Genomic DNA, 19,066 nt, shown 5'->3' with positions numbered 1-19,066 from the left:
GGGGTGGGACCGCTCCCGAACTTCGTCGAAGCGTTTCGACGAAGCGGTTCGACAGGACGCTAGGCCACCTGTTACGGCGACGTCAATAGCGATGTCGAAAAGAATTCAGCGGGGTGCGCGGCCCCGGGTGCGTCCCTCCCGAACGCCCTGCGCGTGCAGGCCGGAGGGGTGCTCCTCAAGATCGCGCTCGATCCTGGATCTAGTCCCCTCGGTCCGTCGCGGGGCCACTACAACCAGGATCGAGCACGATCTTGGGGTGAGGGGGTGGCGTGGGCGCGCGGCGGCCGGCCGGAGGCCAGGGGGTGGGGTCAGGGCAGGTCGAAGAGGGTGGCGGCGCTGTTCCAGCAGACCGCGCGTAGCCAGTCGTCGCCCAGGTCCAGTCGGGCCAGCCCGGTCACCTGGTCGGCGTACGGATACGGGATGTTCGGGAAGTCGCTGCCCAGCAGCACCTTGCCGGCCAGCCCCAGCTCGCGCAGCCGGGGCAACTCCTCGGTGGGGAAAGGGACGAACTGGTCGAAGAAGGGCGTGAAGGCCATGGTGGTGTCCAGCCGGACCCGCTCGTACGTCTCGGCGAGGTCCAGGAAGGCCCGGTAGTCCGGGGCGCCCAGGTGCGCCACCACGGCGGTCAGCCGAGGGTGGCGGGCGAGCAGGGCGGCGAACGGGTCCGGGCCGGTGTTGGCGGTCCCCACCGGTGCGTGCCCGGCGTGCACCACCACCGGCACACCCGCGTCGGACAGCATCCCCCACACCGGGTCCAGCGCCGGATCGGTCGGCGCGAAGCCGCCGACCTGTAGGTGCAACTTGAACACCCGGGCGCCTTCGGCGAGAGCCGCCTCGACGTACCCGGGGGCCTCCGGCTCGGGGTAGAACGTGGCCGAGGCCAGACACCCGGGGGTGTCGCGGGCGAAGTCCAGCGTCCAGCGGTTGAGTTCCGCCGCCATGCCCGGTCGGTGCGCGTACGCCAGAGCACTGAACGCCCGCACCCCGAGCCGGCGTAGGTGGGCGACCCGGTCTGCGTCGCTCCACCGGTAGCGGATCGGCCATTCGGTGCCGACCAGCGGCCCGGCGGCGTCGAAGTAGGCCCAGACCCGGCGCAGCAGGCGGGGTGGCAGGAAGTGCACGTGCACGTCGGCGAGGCCGGGCAACCCCAGGGCGCGGCAGAACTCCGGTACGCGTTCGTCCTCGGCCGGCGGGATCGCCGGCGCCGGATCGGTCATATGTCGATGTCGAAACGGCTCAGCACCGAGGGCGCGATCAGGCCGACGGTGGCGAGCGCGGAGACGACGGTCAGTGCGATGCGCATCCCGACCACCTCGGCCTTGCTGCCGACGCGCAGGGCGATGCTGTTCGGCAGGCCGATCATCATCCACATGCGCCGCTTGATCGGGATCGGCCAGAGGATCGGCACGCCCGCTCTGGTGATCATGTCGCCGAGGATGTGCACGAAGCAGCCCACGCCCAGCGCGGTGCCGATCAGTGGATAGCCGCGTCCGCCCGGCAGGTTGGCGAAGGTGAACCAGGCCGCCCCGCCCGACGCGAGAGTGATGATCACCCACCCGGCCCGCTCGGCCCACTCGTCGAACAGACCGCGCAGCGCCAGGCCGAACATGAAGAACAGGATGGTGATGACCGCCCACTTGCCGTACGCGGCGCAGAGCGCGGTGGTGCCCCAGCCGACCAGCAGTGTGAACGGCAGCGTGTGGGTCAGCGTCCGGTGCCCGTTGTTGCGGCGTGGGTCCCTGCTGAGCTTGGTGGCGTAGTAGACCCCGAGGGAGATCTTCTCCATCACCTCGGCGGCGAAGAGTGAGAAGACTCCGAAGGTGCGGGCCACGGTGGCCCCACCCTGGTTCCTGGTCACCTTGCCCGACATGTCGAGGTCGGGAAAGAGCGCGCCACCGGCGCACACCGCGGTGCCGACCGCCAACGCGAGCGGCGACTGGTGGTAGTCGGCGAACTGCTCCAGTGCCCAGGAGCCAGCCAGCCACACCGCCGCGCCGGACAGCGCGTGTTGCGGTCCCATCATCTCGGCTCACCCTCCCCAGGGATCTTGAGCGCCCAAAACTACGCCACTGTAGTCAGCGTCGGCGCCGCAGGGGCATCACCCGGGAAGTCCACATCGGACCGTGTCACGGGGTGGGGGTGAAGCTCTGCCGGATCATCGGCAAGTATGCCGCGTTGACCTGCCAGTCGAACTCTTCTGTCAACCACGAGACCGTGTATGAACGGTCGGCCGAGGTGTTGGCCAACAGCCGGAAGCTGTGCACCGGAACGCCGACGGCGTTTCGCCAGCCGCACTCCCACACCGCGCCACCCTCGAAGATGTCCATCGCGGAGATGTCCACCTTGCGATAGTCCGGCAGCGCCGCACTCGAGGTCAGCCGAGCCTCCTCGGCCTTCCAGTACGCCACCGGATCCGCACGGGCCGGCCCCGCCTCGACGCTGAGCACCCGGGACCCGCCGAATCTCCGGAAACAGGTCACCGAGCCCTCGGTCCAGCGCGCCCACCCCACCGGCGCGGCGATCCGGAACCCGGTCGGGTCGTCGTACCAGGTCCAGCCCTCGCGCAGCCCGTACTTCACGTCGGGTGGCGGTGACACCGCCACCACCGGGGTCGCCGACGCCGGCGGAGACGACGTGCAGGCGAACGCCGCCGGTCGGGAGGTCGGCGCGCCACCACCGGAGCCGGACGGTGGGGTCCGATCATCGTGTCGGTTGACCAGCGCCAGCGTGACGCCACCCGCGACGAGCAGAGCGGCGGCCGCACCACCCAGGGCGATCAGGCGCCGTCGCCGGCCGGGTGGGCGCCGGGGGCGCGGGCCCGGGGCTGGCGTTGCGGGCTCGTCCGGCAGGGCCACCGGTTCGACCGGGTGCGGGGCGATGGCCCGCCCGGCGCTGAGGACCGCCGCGACCGCCGATGAGCGGACCGACCCGGCGGACTCGTCGTGGCTTGCCGCGGCGCTGCGCAACAGCGGCTCCGCCTCGGCGGCGGTCAAGCGCCGCCAGGGGTCGCGCTGCAACAGGCCGATGAGGGCGGGACGCAACGGGCCGGCCCGATGCATCGGATCCGGTGGTTCGGTGGCCAGCGCGCTGAGCGTCGCCATCGCGCTCGACCGTGCGTACGGTGACTGCCCCTCGACCGTCGCGTAGAGGGTCGCGCCCAGCGACCACATGTCGGTACGGGCGTCGGACACCCCTTCGCGGGCCCGCTCGGGGGCGACGAACTGTGGTGAGCCGAGCACCGTGCCGGGCCCGGTCATCGCACCGTCGCCGCCGTCGAAGGTGGCCAGCCCGAAGTCGGTGAGCACCACCCGTCCGTCGTCGGCCACCAGCACGTTGTGCGGCTTCACGTCGCGGTGCAGCACCCCGGCGGCGTGCGCGGCCCGCAACGCGGCGAGCACCGCCAGCCCGATCTTGGCGGTGCGCTGCGGGCTCAGTGGCCCCTCGGCGCTGATGATCTGCTGCACCGACCGTGACGGCACGTACTCCATCACGATCCAGGGGCTCTCCCGGTCGTGCACCACGTCGTAGAGGCGGACCACGTTGGGGTGGTTGAGCCGGGCTGCGGTGCGTGCCTCACGCAGGGTCCGTAGCCGCAACTCCGCGCGCTCGGACTCGGCCAGCCAGGACGGCGGCACGACCTCCTTCACCGCGACGTCGCGATGCAGCATCTCGTCGCGAGCAAGCCACACCCGGCCCATTCCGCCGGTGCCGACCAGGTCGAGCAGCCGGTACCGACCCGCGATCAGCATCTGATGCACGGTCGCTCCCCCTCGGTCACCCCGGGTTCCACGATAGCCACCGATGTCGGCTTAATCATCCACTGAGCGGCCTCGATCCACGCCGGACGGTAGTGCCGATCATGGCCATACGGTGCAGGTCAGCGGGGTGGTCGGAAACTCTTTCGGACCAGTTCCCAGTCGGCCGCGGCCCCGGACCAGTCCTCGTCCCGGGTGATCCAACCCAGCGTCCAGCGGTCGGCGCCGAGGACCTCTTGCCGGGCGTGCAGGCGCGTGCCGTGCGGCGTCTGCCAGCGGAGCTCCCACGCGGCTCCGCCGTCGCCCGCGGCGAGCCGGATCTCGTCGTACCCCGGCAGGGCGCCCGCCCCGGCCGCCGTCTCGCGGGCGGTCCGCAGCAGCTCCAGGGGATCGGCCGCGCGGCCCTGTGCGACGCTGAAGGCCCGGCCGGTCGCCGGGTCCTGGAAGCACGCCACCCCGCCGTCGCGGGAGGTCAGCCACGTCGCCGGTACGGAGACCCGGAAGCCGGCGGTGTCGGCGTGCCAGAGCCAGCCGGGCGGCGGCCGGAACTCCTCGCCCGGGTTCGGCGTACCGGCCTGCACGGGCGATCCGACGACGTCCGGGCGGACACAGGCGAACGGGGGCGGTGGGACGTTCCGCCCCTTCGGTGGCGGGCCGGGGCCGAGCGGCCCGCCGTCGGGCGGACGGTTCGGCGGCGGGGAGGACCAGCCGGTGGTGTCGCGGGCCTTGTCGTCGGCGACGGTCAGCGCGGTGGCGACACCGGCCACGACGGCCACCAGCAGCGCGACGGCGACCACCGCGACCCGACGCGCGGTACGCCCGCCGGCCGCCGGATCCGCGGCCGGCGTGGGGGAGTCGCCACCGGCTGTGGCCGGGTCGGCCGGGTCGGGCAGCGGAACGGTGGGGTGGTCCTGGTCGTCGGGGTGGTCCTGGTCGTCGGGGTCGTTCGCCGTGGCGGGCTGGTCAACCAGCCCTGGCACCGGCCCGTCGACCGAGGGTCGCTCGGTCGGCGATGGCGGGTCGGCGCGGCCGGTCGCGGCGGTTCTGAGCAACCGGCGGGTCGTCTCGTGGTCGAGGCGCTCGCGCGGGTCGCGGCGCAGCAACCCGTCAAGCACCGGCGCGAGCGCCCCGGCGTGCGGGGCAGGGTCCGGCGGGCCGGCGGCGAGCGCGCTCAGGGTGGCCATCGCGGTGCTGCGGGCGTACGGGGACTGCCCCTCCACGGCGGCGTGCAGGGTCGCCCCGAGCGACCAGAGATCGGCGGCGACCGTGGACGCCCCCTCGGCGGCCCGCTCGGGAGCCACGTACTGCGGGGAGCCGAAGACCATGCCGGGGCGGGTCATCGCGCCGTCGCCGCCGTCGAAGGTGGCCAGCCCGAAGTCGGTGAGCATCACCCGCCCGTCGTGCGCCACGAGCACGTTCTGCGGTTTGATGTCGCGGTGCAGCACCCCGGCGGTGTGCGCGGCCTGTAGCGCGTCGAGCACGGCCAGCCCGATCCGGGCCGCGCGGGCCGGCTCCAGCGGCCCTTCGACGTCCACGACGTCCTGAAGGGTGCGGGACGGGACGTACTCCATGACGATCCATGGACTGCCGTCCACCGCGACGACGTCGTAGAGCCGGACCACGGCGGGGTGGTTGAGTCGGGCCGCGGCGCGCGCCTCCCGCATGGTGCGTGAGCGCACCTCGGCCCGTTCAGGATCGGCCAACCAACTCGGTGGAACGATCTCCTTGACCGCTACCTCGCGGTGCAGCATCTCGTCGCGGGCGCGCCACACCCGACCCATGCCCCCGCGACCGACCAGGTCGAGCAGCCGGTACCGACCGGCGATCAGCACCTGTGCACGCTCCTCCTCAGCCGCTGTCCGGGCTACACCCTAACCAGCGGATCGGAAGTCACCTATCGGTCGTCCGACTCGGCTCAGCAGGCGGTGGGGCCGGCGGCGGCGGCGAGCAGGTTCCCCTCCGGGATGGCGATCCGGGTCCGCCCGCCGCTCAGTCGGGCGGCGGCGCGTCGGGCCTGCACGGGGCCGTGTTCGCGACGAGCGGCGGCGTAGCTGGCGGCGGTGCGGGCCGCGATGGTGGCCCAGCCGTAGCGTTCGCCGACCATCGTGCGGGCCCGGCGGGCCAGCCGCCGGGCGAAGACCTCGTCGCCGAGCAGTTGGCCGACAGCGCCGGCGAGCGCGTCCGGGTCGCTGTGCGGGAACGTCACCCCGGTCACGCCGGGTTCGACGATCTCGGCGAGCCCGCCGGTACGGGCCACGGCGAGGGGCGCCCCGGCGGCCGCCGCCTCCAGCGCCACCATGCCGAACGGCTCGTAGAGGCTGGGCACCACTGTCGCGTCGGTGGCGCCGAGCATCGCCGGTAGTTGGGTGGAGTCGAGGAACCCGGTGAACCGGACGGTCGAGCTGAGGGCCAGTCGCCGGGCCTCCGCCTCCAACTCGGTGCGGTACGGGCCGTCGCCGGCGATCACCACGCGCAGCCCCGGGTGTCGTTCGCGGAGCCGGGGTACGGCGTGTACCAGGTGCTGGACGCCCTTCTCGTAGACCAGCCGCCCGGCGTACCCGACCAACGGGCCGTCCCCGGCGAACCGTGCCCGCGCCGAGGCGACCGCTCGGGGGCGGGCCCGCCAGGCCCGGTCGTCGACCCCGTTGGGCACCACGTCGACCTGGGCGGCCGGTACGTCGAACAGTGTGGTCACCTGATCGCGCATGTACCCGGAGCAGGTGATCACCCGAATGGATGAGCTGCTGAGCCAGTGCTCGACGCCGTGGATGGTGCGGTTCATCTCCTCCGGCAGCCAGCCCTGGTGCCGACCGGCCTCGGTGGCGTGCATGGTGGTGACCAGGGGGAGGTCCAGGTGCTCGGCGAGGGTGACGGCCGTGTGGGCGACGAGCCAGTCGTGGGCGTGGATGACGTCGTAGGAGCCGGCCTCGGTGGCGCGCAGGGCGGTGCGGGTGAGGGTGTGGTTGAAGGCCATGGTCCAGGCCAGCAGCGAGCCGGTGGCGAGGGGGAAGGTGACCGGGTCCTCGGGGGCGCGCAGGATGCGCACGCCTTCGGCGTACTCCTCCAGGGGTGCGCCGTCGCTGTGGCGGGTGACGACGGTGACCTCGTGGCCGGCGGCGGCGAGGGCGACGGAGAGGGCGTGCACGTGTCGGCCGAGACCGCCGACGAGCACCGGCGGGTACTCCCAGGAGAGCATCAGCACCCGCAGCTGTCGGGCGGGGTTGATGTCGATCACGTGGGCATCGAGTGACATGCGGCCCCCTTTGAGTTGTCCCCGGGCGCGCGCCGACCGACACCGAATCGATGTCGCCGTCGCGTCTGGATCGAGGCCAATCCTGCCGGGATCGCGATAACCAGCGGCGACACCACCGTTGCGGTCGTGTAAAGCGCTACTGGCTCTTTCGCCGCACCCGCAGCAGCTCGGCCACCGACCATGCCTGGAACGGGCACCCGGTAGCGGTGTGCGGCGCGAGGCCATCGGCCGTCTCGCTCACCGAGCCTAACCCATATTCCATCAAATGGGCCTCAATACCAACGAATACGTCATCGACGGACATCTTCCCCCGCCGTGCGGCGTCCACGTACGGGCCGAGCAACCACGGCCAGACCGTGCCCTGGTGGTAACCCCCGTCCCGGTCGGCCGGGCCGCCCCGGTGCCGGCCCACGAACTCAGTGGAATCCGGGGCCAGACTGCGCGGCCCGAGCGGGGTGAGCAGCCCGCCCGCGATCCGCCGCAGCGTCGCCTCGTCCGGCTCCATCGGCGCGTACGGCAGCGACCAGGCCAGCAGCTGGTTGGGTCGCAACGCGTCGTCGTCGTGCAGGGCGGCACCACCCAACGGGTACGCCGGCGCGGGCGCGTCCAGCACGTCGTGCAGCCAGCCGGTCGGGGCCGGGAACCGCTCCCGGAACGAGGCGGTGGCCTGCCGGTGGCGTCGCCACAGCTCGTCGGCGTCCTGCCCGGCAAGCTCCGCCAGCTCCGCGAGCCCGGCCAGCCCGTTGATCCACAACGCGTTGACCTCGACCGGCTTGCCGGTCCGCGGGGTGACCGGCACCCCGTACACCCGGGCGTCCATCCAGGTCAGCGCCGTGCCGGCCGCACCCTGGGTGAGCAGCCCGTCGGTCGGGTCGACGCGGATCCCGTACCGGGTGCCGGCGGTGTGGGCGTCGATCACCGCGCGCAACGCGGGCAGCAGCTCGTCACCGAGGTCGGTGTCGCCGGTGACGGTGACGTGCCGGCTCACCGCGTGCAGGAACCACAGCGTGCCGTCGACGGTGTTGTACTCCACCCGACCGGTGTCGGCCGTGTTGGCGAGCATCCCCTCGGACAGCGTCGCCGCGTACGCCCGCAGCAGCTCCCGGCCCTCGTCGGCGCGACCCGTGCAGAGGAGCAACCCCTCGTACGAGATCATCGTGTCCCGCGACCACGCCCCGAACCACGGGTAGCCGGCTACCACGTCCACCGCCGCCTGGTTGGTGCGCACCACGAACGCGTCGGCGGCCAGCGCCAGGGTGGCGTCCACGTCGTCGGCTGGCTTCGCCGTCGCGACCACCCGCCGGTTGCGTCGCCTCGCGGTCGCCACGATCTCCGTGGCCGAGGGCGGCTCCTCGTCGAGTCGACCGGCCCAGGCCCGCACCGACACGGTGTCGCCGGGGCGTTCCAGCTCACCGGAGAAGCGGCCCGCGTACCAGAGGTCCTCGTCCGCGTTGAGCCCCCGGTTGGCCTCCTCGCGGTGGTGCACGCCCAGCCACCACTGCCCCTCGGGCGCCCAGCCCGGGCCGGCGAGCCGGTACGCGCCCTCGACCACCGCACCGTCGGCCACCGCCTCGACCTGCGGGGTCGGGCCGTCGGCCCGCCGTTCGCCGTGCGCGTCCCGCCAGGTGCAGGCGGCCGACAGCTCCAGCCGGACCGGACCACCGGCGACCAGCCGGTGCACCACCGCGACGCAGGAGCGGCCGGGGAGCATCGCCAGCTCCCGTTCGATCACCACCGCGCCGATCCGCCACCGCCACCGGGGTAGCCCGTCGACCAGGTCGAAGCGCTCCAACAGCTCGAAGCCGCGCGGGTCCACGTCGCCGGAGGCCCACTCGTGCGCGCCGAGGCGCACCCGTGCGCCGGACGGCAGTGTGACCGCCGGATCGAGGCTGACCAGTCCCACCTGGCGGGACGCCGGCGTCTCGCCGGGAACCACCAACAGACCGTGGTAGCGACGTGTCCGCAGCCCGCCGACCGTGCCCATCGCGTAACCGCCGAGGCCGTCGGGGACCAGCCACTCCCGGCTGGCCGCGCTGGTCAGGTCGCCGCAGATCTGCGGGCCGAAGTGAATGTCGATCAACTTTCCTCCACCGGCGGCGGGGTGTAACACGCCACGACGAGAATGGCCGCTGTGGTCAAGTACCGCGGCGACGTCAAAGATGTGCACGTGATCACTGACCGATCGTCCTCCGACGCCTCGCCACCCGACGCTGAGCGGCTCCGGCTCGCCCAGGCCGACTCGGGGGAGCAGGACTGGCGTGCATGGGGTCCCTATCTGTCCGAACGGGCGTGGGGGACGGTACGGGAGGACTACAGCGAGCACGGTACGGCCTGGGACTACTTCCCGCATGACCACGCGCGGTCCAGAGCCTACCGGTGGAATGAAGACGGGATGGCCGGCGTCTGCGACGAACGACAGACCTTCGCGTTCGCCCTGGCCCTCTGGAACGGCAAGGACCCGATCCTCAAGGAGCGGATGTTCGGCCTCGGCGGCGACGGCGGCAACCACGGCGAGGACGTCAAGGAGTACTGGTGGTACGAGGACTCCACGCCCACCCACTCCTGGATGCGTTGGCGCTACCACTACCCGCAGGCCGCCTTCCCGTACGACGAACTCGTCGCGGTGAACGCGTTGCGCGGCCGCGACGACACCGAGTACGAGCTGGTGGACACCGGGATCTTCGACGACGACCGGTACTGGGCGGTGACCGTCGACTACGCCAAGGCGTCCCCGACCGACCTCTGCATGGTGGTGACCGTCGCCAACCGGGGCGACCAGGCTGCCACCCTGCACGTCCTGCCCACCCTGTGGTTCCGTAACACCTGGTCCTGGGGCCTGCCCGGCGGCGACCGGATCCCCCGGCTGACCGGCCAGGGCACTCGGCTCGTCGGCGAGCACCGGGTGTTCGGCCAACTGCTGCTGGAGGGCGACGGTGGCCCGGTGCCGCTGCTCTGCGACAACGACACCAACGCCGAACGGCTCTGGGGCCTGCCCGGCCGCTCCCCGTACCCGAAGGACGGCATCAACGACCACGTCGTCAACGGCGCGGCCACCGTCAACCCGGCCCGGGAGGGCACCAAGGGCGCCCTGCACTACGTGCTCGACGTGCCGGCCGGCGGGCAGCGCCAGATCCGGCTGCGGCTGACCCGCACCGCGTCGCCGCCCGCAGCCGCGCCGCCGCCCCCGGCCGACCTCAGCGACGGCTTCGAGGCCGTGGTGTGGGCGCGGCGGGCCGAGGCGAACCGGTTCTTCGCCGGAGTGATCCCGCCGGCCGCCACACCCGACGAGGCGCTGGTCGCCCGGCAGGCCATCGCCGGACTGATGTGGGGCAAGCAGTTCTACCACTTCGACGTCAAACGCTGGCTCGAAGGCGACCCGGGCTCGACACCGCCGCCGGCCGGACGTCGGCACGGGCGCAACAGCGCCTGGTGGCACATGACCAGCTTCGACGTCATCTCCATGCCCGACCCGTGGGAATACCCCTGGTACGCGGCCTGGGACCTGGCCTTCCACTGCGTGAGCATCGCCCGGGTCGACCCGGGCTTCGCCAAGGAACAGATCCTGCTCCTGCTCCGCGAGTGGTACCTGCACCCCAACGGGCAGATCCCGGCGTACGAGTGGGCGTTCGGCGACGTGAACCCGCCGGTGCACGCGTGGGCGGCGCTGAAGGTGTTCGAGATCGACGGCGGCCGGGACTACGAGTTCCTGGCCCGGGTGATGCACAAGCTGCTGCTCAACTTCACCTGGTGGGTCAACCGCAAGGACACCGGCGGCAACAACGTCTTCGAGGGCGGCTTCCTCGGGCTGGACAACGTCGGGCCGTTCGACCGCTCGGCGGCGCTGCCGGTCGCCGGGGTGCTGGAACAGTCCGACGGCACCGGCTGGATGGGCATGTACGCGCTCAACCTGCTGGACATGGCGATCGTGCTCGCCGAACACGACCGGACCTGGGTGGACACCGCCACCAAGTTCTTCGAGCACTTCGCCTACATCGCCGCAGCCGCGTACGAGCAGGGGTTGTGGGACGACGAGGACGCCTTCTTCTACGACGTGCTGCGCCTCGCCGACGGCACGAAGGTGCCGCTGAAGGTCCGCTCCGTCGTCGGGCTGCTGCCGTTGGCCGCCACCACCCGGCTCACCGCCCGGACCCTGCACCACCTACCGGAGCTGGGTGCCCGACTGCGCTGGTTCCTCACCAACCGCCCGGAGTACGCCCAGGTGATCGGCACTCGCCGACTGGGCCCCGACGGCCGGCAGCAGCGGCTGCTGTCCATGGTCGGCCCGGAGCAGGTGGTCCGCCTGCTCGCCCGGATGCTCGACCCGGACGAGTTTCTCTCCGACTTCGGCCTCCGTACGCTGTCCCGCGCGCACCTGGACAAGCCGTTCTCGGTCACCCTCGGCGGGCAGGAGTTCTCCGTCGGCTACGAGCCGGCCGAGTCGACCAGCGGACTGTTCGGAGGCAACTCGAACTGGCGCGGTCCGATCTGGATGCCGACGAACTACCTGCTGATCTGCGCGCTGCGCGACTACGCGGCGTTCTTCGGCGACGACCTCCAGGTGGAGTACCCGACCCGCTCCGGGGTGAAGCACACCCTGGACGAGATCGCCGACGACCTGTCCGCCCGGCTGATCTCGCTCTTCACCCAGGACGACTGGGGTCGACGGCCGATCTACGGTGCCGCTCAGATGTTCCAGACCCACCCGGACTGGCGCGACCTGATCGCCTTCCCCGAGTACTTCCACGGCGACAACGGGGCCGGCCTCGGCGCCTGGCACCAGACCGGCTGGACGGCCCTGGTAGCCGACCTGATCCTCACCCTCCGTCGTTGACCCCCGCCGCCCGACTGTGCCCCGCCCTGCCCGCGCGCCCGCTCGTGCCCGGCCGCAAGATCGCCCGAGCCCGCCCACCCCTGCGCCTCGTCGGCATGATCGCGCTCGATCCATGTTGTAGGGGTGTCGCTGGCGTCGGGAGGCCACTCCATCCAGGATCGAGCACGATCATGCGGGCTGCGGGCTGCGGGCTGCGGGCTACGGGCTACGGGCTGCGGCGGCGGGCAGCGATTGTGTGCGGCATTCACTATCGTGATCGGCCGTGGGGGAGTCGGTGGAACCGGTGGGCGAGGTGCACGTCCTCGGTCAGTCCCAAGGGTGGCCCGCCATCGCGATACCGGGCGTGATCCTGGTCGTGATGATCGTCCTCGAGGTGTTCTTCGACCTGCTCAACTGGGCCGTCCTGGCGTTTGGTGCCGCCTCGGTCATCGTCGCCGTCACACGCTTGCGGAACGCGGTGCTCGCCGACGACCTGGGGCTGCTGGTCCGCGATCGCTCAGGCTTGCGGCGTTCGTACGCCTGGGATGAGATCGAGCGCATGGGCTGGGCTGACGCCGGGATGATGTGGGGGAGTTCCCTGGTGGTCTACCCCCGGGGCGGTCCCTACGACGTCCCGGGACCCAACGCCTCCATCAACGTGGGGGGCATCTGGCGTTCGTGCCGTCGACGCTCCGTGGACCCCATGCCCGAGCTGCTCAAGACCCATGGCATCAAGGGATTGTTCGATCAGTGAGCCGCTTGCCCAGTCATTCCACTGCGACAACTGGGCTGGCCTGTACGCCTGGCACCAGACTGGCTGGACGGCGCTGGCAACCGACCTGATCTTCCCCGTGGGCCGCTGACCGCCGCTGCCCGCACCCTGCCCGCGCCCGCCCGCACCCTGCCCGCGCCCGCCCGCCCAACCCGCTACCCCGCATGATCGCGCTCGATCCTGGTTGTAGTGGCGTTGCCGGCGTCGGGAGGCCACTCGATCCTGGATCGAGCACGATCATGTCGGTCGACGGAGGTCGGCACCACCCTCGGTGCCCGTCGACAACCAGCTGGCGCGCCCTGCGAGACACTTCCTCGGTCGAACCGACGAAGCTGACCAGGCGCCCCATGGATACGTCAACGGCATTGCAGTTGATCGAACTATTCGGTGAGCACCTTCACGGTGTCGGCCAGTCCGTCGTTTCGGTTGATGCCGACGAAGAATTCGCTCCCCACATGGGTGACATCTTCGATCTCGTCGACCAGGTTGTTGCCCGGAATTCCGATGTCACTCTCCACATCGCCTCCAGACCAGTTGTACTGGTACACCCAGTTCCATCCGGTGGCGGGCGTTGAAGTGTTGATTGACCTGGTGTTCCAGATGTAGTTCTCCGAGCAGTCAATGCCTTGGTCGGAACGATTATCGTGACTCGTCAGGTTGCTCTTCACCAGCGTCCATCCACTCGTCAACGCGCCAGCGCCGGGATGGGTCCACAGGCTACCCAACCGTCGGGCAGCATATTTTCCGGCTCCGCCGGCGGCCGTAGCGCTGTAGCAGAGGCCGCTGATGTTGCCTATCGGTAGACGCACTTCCCCGGTTGTGCCAATAGAGCCGTCGGCGTTCAGGCGTACGATCGTGACCTTGTCGCTCAGAAACGCGGACTGGCTCCCCTGGGTGGCAATCAGGGCCGGGCCCTGGCCCAGATAGTTCGCGTTGTAGGCGAGGTCGTTGCCGTGGCCGAGTGTGGGTATGGAAGTTGGCGCACCGGCGCAGACCCAGCTGGTGCCGTCCCAGGTTGAGCCGTCGCGCACCCACCTGGACAGGACGGGCTCGGCGCCGGCCGCCTTTGTGAAAATGATGTAAAGCTGGCCGCCAGGCCCTGCCACCATGCCTTGCATGACCGTGCGACCGTTCTTGCACGCACTGCTGTTCGGGATGTTCAGCCGTTCCGCCCCGCTCCTGTCCGTAGCAGCGGAGGCAGATGCCGCCGGGGCGATAGCGATTCCAACTGAGAGTGCGAGCACGGTCGCGACGCTCGATAGTTTCTTCAATTCGGTGTCTCTCCTCTAAGGGGTAAGGCGAGAGGAGAGTATCAGTTGATGTCGACCTGTCTATGTCACCCGTGTCATGGTGGCGGGCCAGGCCCCGCCTGCTGCGTGGCCTCGGTGATTCGCGCTGAGGGCCGGTCCCCCGCTCGGCCATCCAACGCTGAGCCTTGACCGGGATGTTGCGGTCCGTTCCGGAGAGAACGAACCAGGGTGGGATCTCCCACCATGCGAACTGCTGCCGGAACAGGTCCTGTCTGGTGGACAGGTCGGCGGTGCCGTCACCGAGCGGCACGGGAGCGCGGGTTGCTCCGAAAGTGCTCCCGGGGAACTTGTTCGACAGGTCCAGTGCGCTCTCGCCCTGATCGGGTGCGAAGGGGAACGGTGACGCGTGGTGCAGCACTCAGCGATTTGCCCGTTCGATACCTCGTCGGACGAGGCCGCTGACGCCGGGCAGGGTGATCGCCCGGATGGTCAGTTCGCTCATCCAGACGTGGAATCGGCTGGGTGGCGCGTACTGGGCCATTCCCCGGCGGGCGAGTGCCTGTCGTTTGCTGACCTCCGGGCGCAGTCCGGTCTCCCACTCGGCGAGTGCGGCGGGGAGGTCGTCGGCGTGCCGTCGTAGCGCGGCGCCGAGGTGGTCGGCGCCGGCCAGGGCGAGGGCTGCGCCGTGTCCGGCGAAGAGCGTCACGCACCACGCCGCGTCTCCGAGCAGGACGACGCGGCCGGTGCTCCAGCGCGGCATGGCCACCTGGCTGACGGCGTCGAAGTAGGCGCTGGCCGGGTCCTTCGCAAGGTGGTCGATCGCGTCGGGCACGCCACCCGACAGATCTCCGAACGCGGCCCGCAGCGCGTCGACCGGCCCGCGCCTCAGGTCGGTGCCGGGCTGCGCGCTGCGACAGGTGAAGAACGCCGACGACCGGTCCGGGCCCAGGTTGACCATCGCCGCGGTGCGCCCGGGGCCGATGTACGTGGTGGCGGACGACTCGGGCACGCCAGGCACCGGGTGGGTCAGGGGGAAGGCGGCCACGAGGTACGGGAGGTCCACCCGGAAGTCGGGGCCGAACACGGCGGTACGGGTGGCCGAGTGCACCCCGTCGGCACCGACCAGCAGGTCGGCCTGCTCGATGGTGCCGTCGCTCAACTCCACGCGTACGTGATCGGTGTCCTGGTCGACGGTGGTGACGGTGGTGCCGAAGCGGATGTCGACGCGGTCCCGCACCGCTTCGAAGAGGCTGGATTCCAGGTCGCCGCGGAACACCGAGAGGGCCCGCTTGCCGAGGGCGGCCTCGGCGATGGCGGACGGCACGGTGAACTTGGGCCGTCCGTCGGCGTGGACCAGCACGGTGGTGAACAGCCCCAGGTCGGCGGCGGACAGCGCGGGGAGCAGGCCGAGGCGTTCGGCGGCGTCGTACCCCGGCCCGAGCAGGTTCACCATGTAGCCGCTGCTGCGCCGGGCCGGGGCCCGTTCGGCCACGAGGACCTGCCACCCGTCCTGGTGGAGTCGCAGGGCTGTGGCCAGCCCGGCTATCCCCGCACCCACGATCACCGCACGTTTCATCCAGCACCTCGCCGCCTAGAATGAGCATTCGCTCAAACTAGTATGAGCGACTGTTCATACCGGCGCAAACGGCGGCGGGCAACGGCCTAGACTTCAGCCATGCCGCGCGGAGTCGCCATCCCAGCGCTCAGACAGCAGCTCTTCGCTGCCGTCGAGCGGTTGATCGTGGAAGAGGGGCCGAGCCGGCTCACCGGCCGGGCCGTCACGCGCGAGGCCGGCGTCGCGACCGGCCTGCTCTACGCACACTTCGCGAACTTCGACGATTTCCTGACCGGGTTCGCGGTCGACCGGGTCTTCCAGATCTCCGGCGAGGTGGCCGGCCTGCCGGAGCGCGCCGGGTCCGGCACTGTTGCCGACAATCTGCGTCAGGCCGTCCTGGCCACGCCGTTGGGCACGCTGACGGCGTTGACCCGGCTGACCGCGTTCCGTCCGGAGTTGTCGGCGAACGTCGAGGCGGTCCTGGGTAGCGGTATGTCGGGGCTACGGGGGGTAGAACGCGCGGTCGCCGACTACCTGGCCGCCGAGCAGAGCCGTGGGCGCGTGCCGGCCGGCGCCGACACCGACGCACTGGCCCTGGCGGTGGTCAGCGTGCTGCACCACGTCGCGCTGACCGGCCACACCGACCCGTCGGCGCAGCACCGGATCCAGCGGGTGATCGGCGCGGTCACCGAGGGTTTCCCCGCCGCCGCACCCTCCTGAGCGTCACCCCGCGCGGGCAATCCCGCGCGGGGCCGCACGTGCCGCTCCGAATCGTCGTGCGTCTCCGCGGCACGCGGTCCGCGGCGTCATCGCGAGGGGCACGGTCGATCAGGCGGGGGAGTGGGCTCAGGTCAGCCGGTGAAGGGCTCGGGTCCGAGGCGGCCCCAGGCCACGAACGCGGCCATCGCGAGGTAGACCAGATTCAGCACGATGAACCTGGCCTCGCCGTAGCGCAGGTGGGTGATCATCGCGCCGACCATCAGCAGGATCCAGCAGACGGCGGTGACCGGCACCAGCACCGGTGCGATGTCCAGCACGCCGGGCAGGATCAGGCCGACGGCGGCCAGGAGTTCGAGAACCCCGAGGGTCTTGACGAAGCCCACGCTGGCGTCGCCGGTCCACCCTCCGCCGTTGGCCGCGGCCAACTTCTGCTTGGGTACGAACGTCTTGGTGATGCCGCCGGCCAGAGCGACTGCGGCCAACAGGCCGGCCGCTGTCCACAGTGCCAGGTTCATGAGGTTCCCTCCGTCTCGGGTCACACAGGAGACACCGCCGGCCGGTGCGCTGTGACAGCTCGTGAAGTGACGAGGAGCACGGACGCCCGGTGTCACAGAAGTCGGGAGTCCGGTGTCTGGTGGGCGACGCGATCGAGTTCGGCGAGACTGGAGGACGCATGGGTGCGGGAGGCGGAATCATGAGAGCGGACGGCCGGGGGGACCGGGCCGTCGACGCGTTCGTCAGTCACCGGAACCTGCTCTTCACCGTCGCGTACGAGATGCTCGGCTCGGCCGCCGACGCGGAGGACGTACTCCAGGAGACCTGGCTGCGGTGGGCGGACGCGGACCTCGCGACGGTGCGGGACGAGCGCGCCTACCTGGTCCGGATCACCACCCGACTGTCGCTCAACCGGCTGCGTGCCGTCGGTCGGCGCAGGGAGTCCTACGTCGGCTCCTGGCTACCCGAGCCGCTGTTGACCGCACCCGACGTCGCCGACGACGTCGAACTCGCTGAGAGCGTCTCGATGGCGATGCTGCTGGTGCTGGAGACACTCGCGCCGACCGAGCGGGCGGTGTTCGTCCTCCGCGAGGTCTTCGACCTTGGATACGACGAGATCGCCGAGGCGGTCGACAAGAGTTCGGCCGCGGTCCGTCAGATCGCCCACCGTGCGCGGGCGCATGTCGCCGCGCGCCGGCCGCGCGGGATGGTCTCCTCGGCGGACACCCGGCGGGCGTTGGACGCGTTCCAGCGGGCCGTCGAGACCGGCGACGTGCAGGGCCTGCTCGACGTCCTCGCGCCGGATGTCGTGCTCCTCGGCGACGGCGGCGGGATCAAGCAGGCCGTGCTGCGGCCTGTCGCCGGGGCCGACAAGGTGGCTCGCCTGCTGTGCAGCACACACGCCAGGATCGAGACCATGTCGCTGCACCCCGCCCAGGTCAACGGTCACCCGGCGCTGGTTCTGCGGCTCGACGGTGCGGTCGACACGGTCCTCGCGCTGCGTATCGACGACGGTCTCATCAGCGGGGTCTACGCCGTGCGTAACCCCGAGAAGTTGTCGCGCATGCGGCGTGAGACCACCCTGCGCCGGTGACTGCCTGGGAGGGCTAGTACGGGGGCGTGGGCGTCTCCGTAGATCGGTGGCGGGAGCGTCGCGCGTCCGCTCCGGCGACGCCGAGCAGCACCACGGCGGCGACCGCGCCGGCGGTGAGCGGCTGGAGGTGCAGGACTGCCGGGATCAGCAGGCCGAAGGCCAGCAGGCCGGCCAGCCGGGACCGGGAGACCCGACCGAAGACCTGGTATTCGAGCGCCGATCGTCCGGCGAGGAAGAGCGCCGGGCCGCCGAAGATGGCGAGGAGCCAGGTCGCCGGGAGGTGCCCGAGCGGCTCGGCGATGAACAACTCGAAGCCGACGCCGGTGAGTACGATCCCCGCGATCATGACCATGTGGGCGAACGCCATGTCGGTCGCGAGCCGGGCCGGGTTACGGGAGCGGTCGACGGCCGCGCCCAGCATTCCTCCCGCCACGTGGAAGTAGATCCGCCAGAGCAGGACGGTGCTCACCAGCGCCAGGACGAACCCACCCGTCTGGTCGGTGTGGAACTCGCTGCCGCTGAAGGCGAGGCCGATGACGAAGATCGCCTCGCCGAGAGCGATGAGGAGGAACTGTTGGTACCGCTCGGCCAGGTGCTCGGCCGCGATCATCTGGACGCCGAGCCGTTGCGCGCCGAGTCGGGGGGTCGGCCAGCCGAGGAACAGCCCGGTGTAGTCGACCAGCACGGCCAGGGTCCAGAGTGCCCCGCGGGCCGTGCCGTCGTTGACCAGCCCGCCGACGACCCAGAGGGGTGCGCTCAGGCCGAACCAGAACAGGATCCGGATCGACTGGTGGGGGTCCGGCCGGCCGTGCCCGGCGACGTGGAAGAACACCACTCGGCCGATCTGGAGGGTCACCAGGGTGATGGCGAAAAGGGAGGCCCGTGCGCCGAAGCCGTGCGGCACGGCGACCGCCATCGTCATGGCGCCGACCAACGTCATGATGATGACGGTCTGGACGATCGGGGCGTCCGGGTCCAGCCAGCTTGTCGACCAGACCGTCACCGACCAGACCGCCCACAGCGCCAGGAACAGCAGCAGGGCCTGGCCGAGACCCGCGTACACGCCGTGCTGGACGTCGGTGAAGTCGGCGATCAACCGCGCCGAGATCCGGGTGAGGGCGAAGACGAAGACCAGGTCGAGGAAGAGTTCCAGAAAGGTGGCCCGCTGGCGGGTGGCTTCGCTGCGCAACAGCCTGTCGGGGGTGTTCCTCATCGGCTCGCCACGCGCCGGTGTCGCCGAACGGCCACGTGCCCTCCCGTCGCGGTGATCTCCTCGCCTAACGAGCCAGGGGGCGGCTGTGGCACGTGGAACGAAGGGGTCGGCCCACCACAACAGTCACCAATCCGTCACCTGGCCGCTACG

General features: G+C 71.0%; 14 protein-coding genes. 4 read left to right on the top strand and 10 right to left on the bottom strand.

The window, feature by feature from the left end:
- Nucleotides 1-308: 308 nt before the first annotated feature.
- From ABTW72_RS03530 to ABTW72_RS03505, 6 genes are all read right to left on the bottom strand, one after another.
- On the bottom strand, nucleotides 309-1,217 hold the full coding sequence (locus ABTW72_RS03530) for an amidohydrolase family protein (protein WP_350853728.1): 909 nt from the start codon (nucleotides 1,215-1,217) through the stop codon (nucleotides 309-311).
- Entirely contained in the window at nucleotides 1,214-2,023 is an 810-nt protein-coding gene (locus tag ABTW72_RS03525) for a metal-dependent hydrolase (protein WP_350853725.1), read from the bottom strand. The genes ABTW72_RS03530 and ABTW72_RS03525 overlap by 4 nt, the downstream gene beginning before the upstream one ends.
- Nucleotides 2,024-2,126: 103 nt before the next feature.
- The gene (locus ABTW72_RS03520; protein ID WP_350853969.1) at nucleotides 2,127-3,749 is read right to left on the bottom strand and encodes a serine/threonine-protein kinase; all 1,623 of its coding nucleotides are present in this window, start codon (nucleotides 3,747-3,749) and stop codon (nucleotides 2,127-2,129) included.
- A 128-nt stretch (nucleotides 3,750-3,877) separates the two neighbouring features.
- Entirely contained in the window at nucleotides 3,878-5,587 is a 1,710-nt protein-coding gene (locus ABTW72_RS03515) for a serine/threonine-protein kinase (protein WP_350853722.1), read from the bottom strand.
- An 83-nt stretch (nucleotides 5,588-5,670) separates the two neighbouring features.
- Nucleotides 5,671-7,008, bottom strand: a complete 1,338-nt coding sequence (locus ABTW72_RS03510; RefSeq protein ID WP_350853719.1) for a glycosyltransferase family 4 protein — start codon at nucleotides 7,006-7,008, stop codon at nucleotides 5,671-5,673.
- Nucleotides 7,009-7,144: 136 nt separating this feature from the next.
- Nucleotides 7,145-9,088: an amylo-alpha-1,6-glucosidase gene (locus tag ABTW72_RS03505; RefSeq protein ID WP_350853716.1), complete on the bottom strand. Its 1,944-nt coding sequence runs from the start codon at nucleotides 9,086-9,088 to the stop codon at nucleotides 7,145-7,147.
- 42 nt (nucleotides 9,089-9,130) lie between these two features.
- Here ABTW72_RS03505 and ABTW72_RS03500 point away from each other — a divergent pair, with 42 nt between their 5' ends.
- Nucleotides 9,131-11,839, top strand: coding sequence for an MGH1-like glycoside hydrolase domain-containing protein (locus tag ABTW72_RS03500; RefSeq protein ID WP_350853713.1), 2,709 nt, complete (start codon nucleotides 9,131-9,133; stop codon nucleotides 11,837-11,839).
- A gap of 262 nt (nucleotides 11,840-12,101) precedes the next feature.
- The gene (locus ABTW72_RS03495) at nucleotides 12,102-12,572 is read left to right on the top strand and encodes a hypothetical protein (protein ID WP_502892142.1); all 471 of its coding nucleotides are present in this window, start codon (nucleotides 12,102-12,104) and stop codon (nucleotides 12,570-12,572) included.
- 398 nt (nucleotides 12,573-12,970) lie between these two features.
- Here the strand turns inward: ABTW72_RS03495 and ABTW72_RS03490 are convergent, their stop codons facing one another.
- Entirely contained in the window at nucleotides 12,971-13,708 is a 738-nt protein-coding gene (locus tag ABTW72_RS03490) for a hypothetical protein (protein WP_350853708.1), read from the bottom strand.
- Between the two features lie 550 nt (nucleotides 13,709-14,258).
- Nucleotides 14,259-15,416: an FAD-dependent oxidoreductase gene (locus ABTW72_RS03485; RefSeq protein ID WP_350853705.1), complete on the bottom strand. Its 1,158-nt coding sequence runs from the start codon at nucleotides 15,414-15,416 to the stop codon at nucleotides 14,259-14,261.
- A gap of 99 nt (nucleotides 15,417-15,515) precedes the next feature.
- Between ABTW72_RS03485 and ABTW72_RS03480 the strand changes: the two genes are divergently transcribed.
- Nucleotides 15,516-16,115 (top strand): TetR/AcrR family transcriptional regulator, encoded by a 600-nt coding sequence (locus ABTW72_RS03480; RefSeq protein WP_350853703.1) that lies wholly within the window; start codon nucleotides 15,516-15,518, stop codon nucleotides 16,113-16,115.
- A gap of 131 nt (nucleotides 16,116-16,246) precedes the next feature.
- Here ABTW72_RS03480 and ABTW72_RS03475 read toward each other — a convergent pair whose 3' ends face one another.
- Nucleotides 16,247-16,630, bottom strand: coding sequence for a DoxX family protein (locus tag ABTW72_RS03475; protein WP_350853700.1), 384 nt, complete (start codon nucleotides 16,628-16,630; stop codon nucleotides 16,247-16,249).
- Between the two features lie 179 nt (nucleotides 16,631-16,809).
- Between ABTW72_RS03475 and ABTW72_RS03470 the strand changes: the two genes are divergently transcribed.
- Nucleotides 16,810-17,703 carry an RNA polymerase sigma-70 factor gene (locus ABTW72_RS03470; RefSeq protein WP_350853697.1) on the top strand — a complete coding sequence of 298 codons (894 nt, stop codon included), beginning with the start codon at nucleotides 16,810-16,812 and terminating at the stop codon, nucleotides 17,701-17,703.
- 13 nt (nucleotides 17,704-17,716) lie between these two features.
- Here ABTW72_RS03470 and ABTW72_RS03465 read toward each other — a convergent pair whose 3' ends face one another.
- Nucleotides 17,717-18,916 carry a low temperature requirement protein A gene (locus ABTW72_RS03465; protein ID WP_350853694.1) on the bottom strand — a complete coding sequence of 400 codons (1,200 nt, stop codon included), beginning with the start codon at nucleotides 18,914-18,916 and terminating at the stop codon, nucleotides 17,717-17,719.
- Nucleotides 18,917-19,066: the final 150 nt, after the last annotated feature.

The organism is Micromonospora sp. NPDC127501 (genome assembly GCF_040302185.1).
Classification (GTDB): domain Bacteria; phylum Actinomycetota; class Actinomycetes; order Mycobacteriales; family Micromonosporaceae; genus Micromonospora.
This window is presented reverse-complemented; position numbering and strand designations above follow the sequence as displayed.

Excerpts from the sequence above, each read along its gene's own strand:
- ABTW72_RS03530 (WP_350853728.1), bottom strand. The coding sequence starts at position 1,217 with ATGACCGATCCGGCGCCGGCGATCCCGCCGGCCGAGGACGAACGCGTA.
- ABTW72_RS03525 (WP_350853725.1), bottom strand. The coding sequence starts at position 2,023 with ATGATGGGACCGCAACACGCGCTGTCCGGCGCGGCGGTGTGGCTGGCT.
- ABTW72_RS03520 (WP_350853969.1), bottom strand. The coding sequence starts at position 3,749 with ATGCTGATCGCGGGTCGGTACCGGCTGCTCGACCTGGTCGGCACCGGC.
- ABTW72_RS03510 (WP_350853719.1), bottom strand. The coding sequence starts at position 7,008 with ATGTCACTCGATGCCCACGTGATCGACATCAACCCCGCCCGACAGCTG.
- ABTW72_RS03500 (WP_350853713.1), top strand. The coding sequence starts at position 9,131 with ATGGCCGCTGTGGTCAAGTACCGCGGCGACGTCAAAGATGTGCACGTG.
- ABTW72_RS03490 (WP_350853708.1), bottom strand. The coding sequence starts at position 13,708 with ATGCAAGGCATGGTGGCAGGGCCTGGCGGCCAGCTTTACATCATTTTC.
- ABTW72_RS03485 (WP_350853705.1), bottom strand. The coding sequence starts at position 15,416 with ATGAAACGTGCGGTGATCGTGGGTGCGGGGATAGCCGGGCTGGCCACA.
- ABTW72_RS03480 (WP_350853703.1), top strand. The coding sequence starts at position 15,516 with ATGCCGCGCGGAGTCGCCATCCCAGCGCTCAGACAGCAGCTCTTCGCT.
- ABTW72_RS03475 (WP_350853700.1), bottom strand. The coding sequence starts at position 16,630 with ATGAACCTGGCACTGTGGACAGCGGCCGGCCTGTTGGCCGCAGTCGCT.
- ABTW72_RS03470 (WP_350853697.1), top strand. The coding sequence starts at position 16,810 with ATGAGAGCGGACGGCCGGGGGGACCGGGCCGTCGACGCGTTCGTCAGT.
- ABTW72_RS03465 (WP_350853694.1), bottom strand. The coding sequence starts at position 18,916 with ATGAGGAACACCCCCGACAGGCTGTTGCGCAGCGAAGCCACCCGCCAG.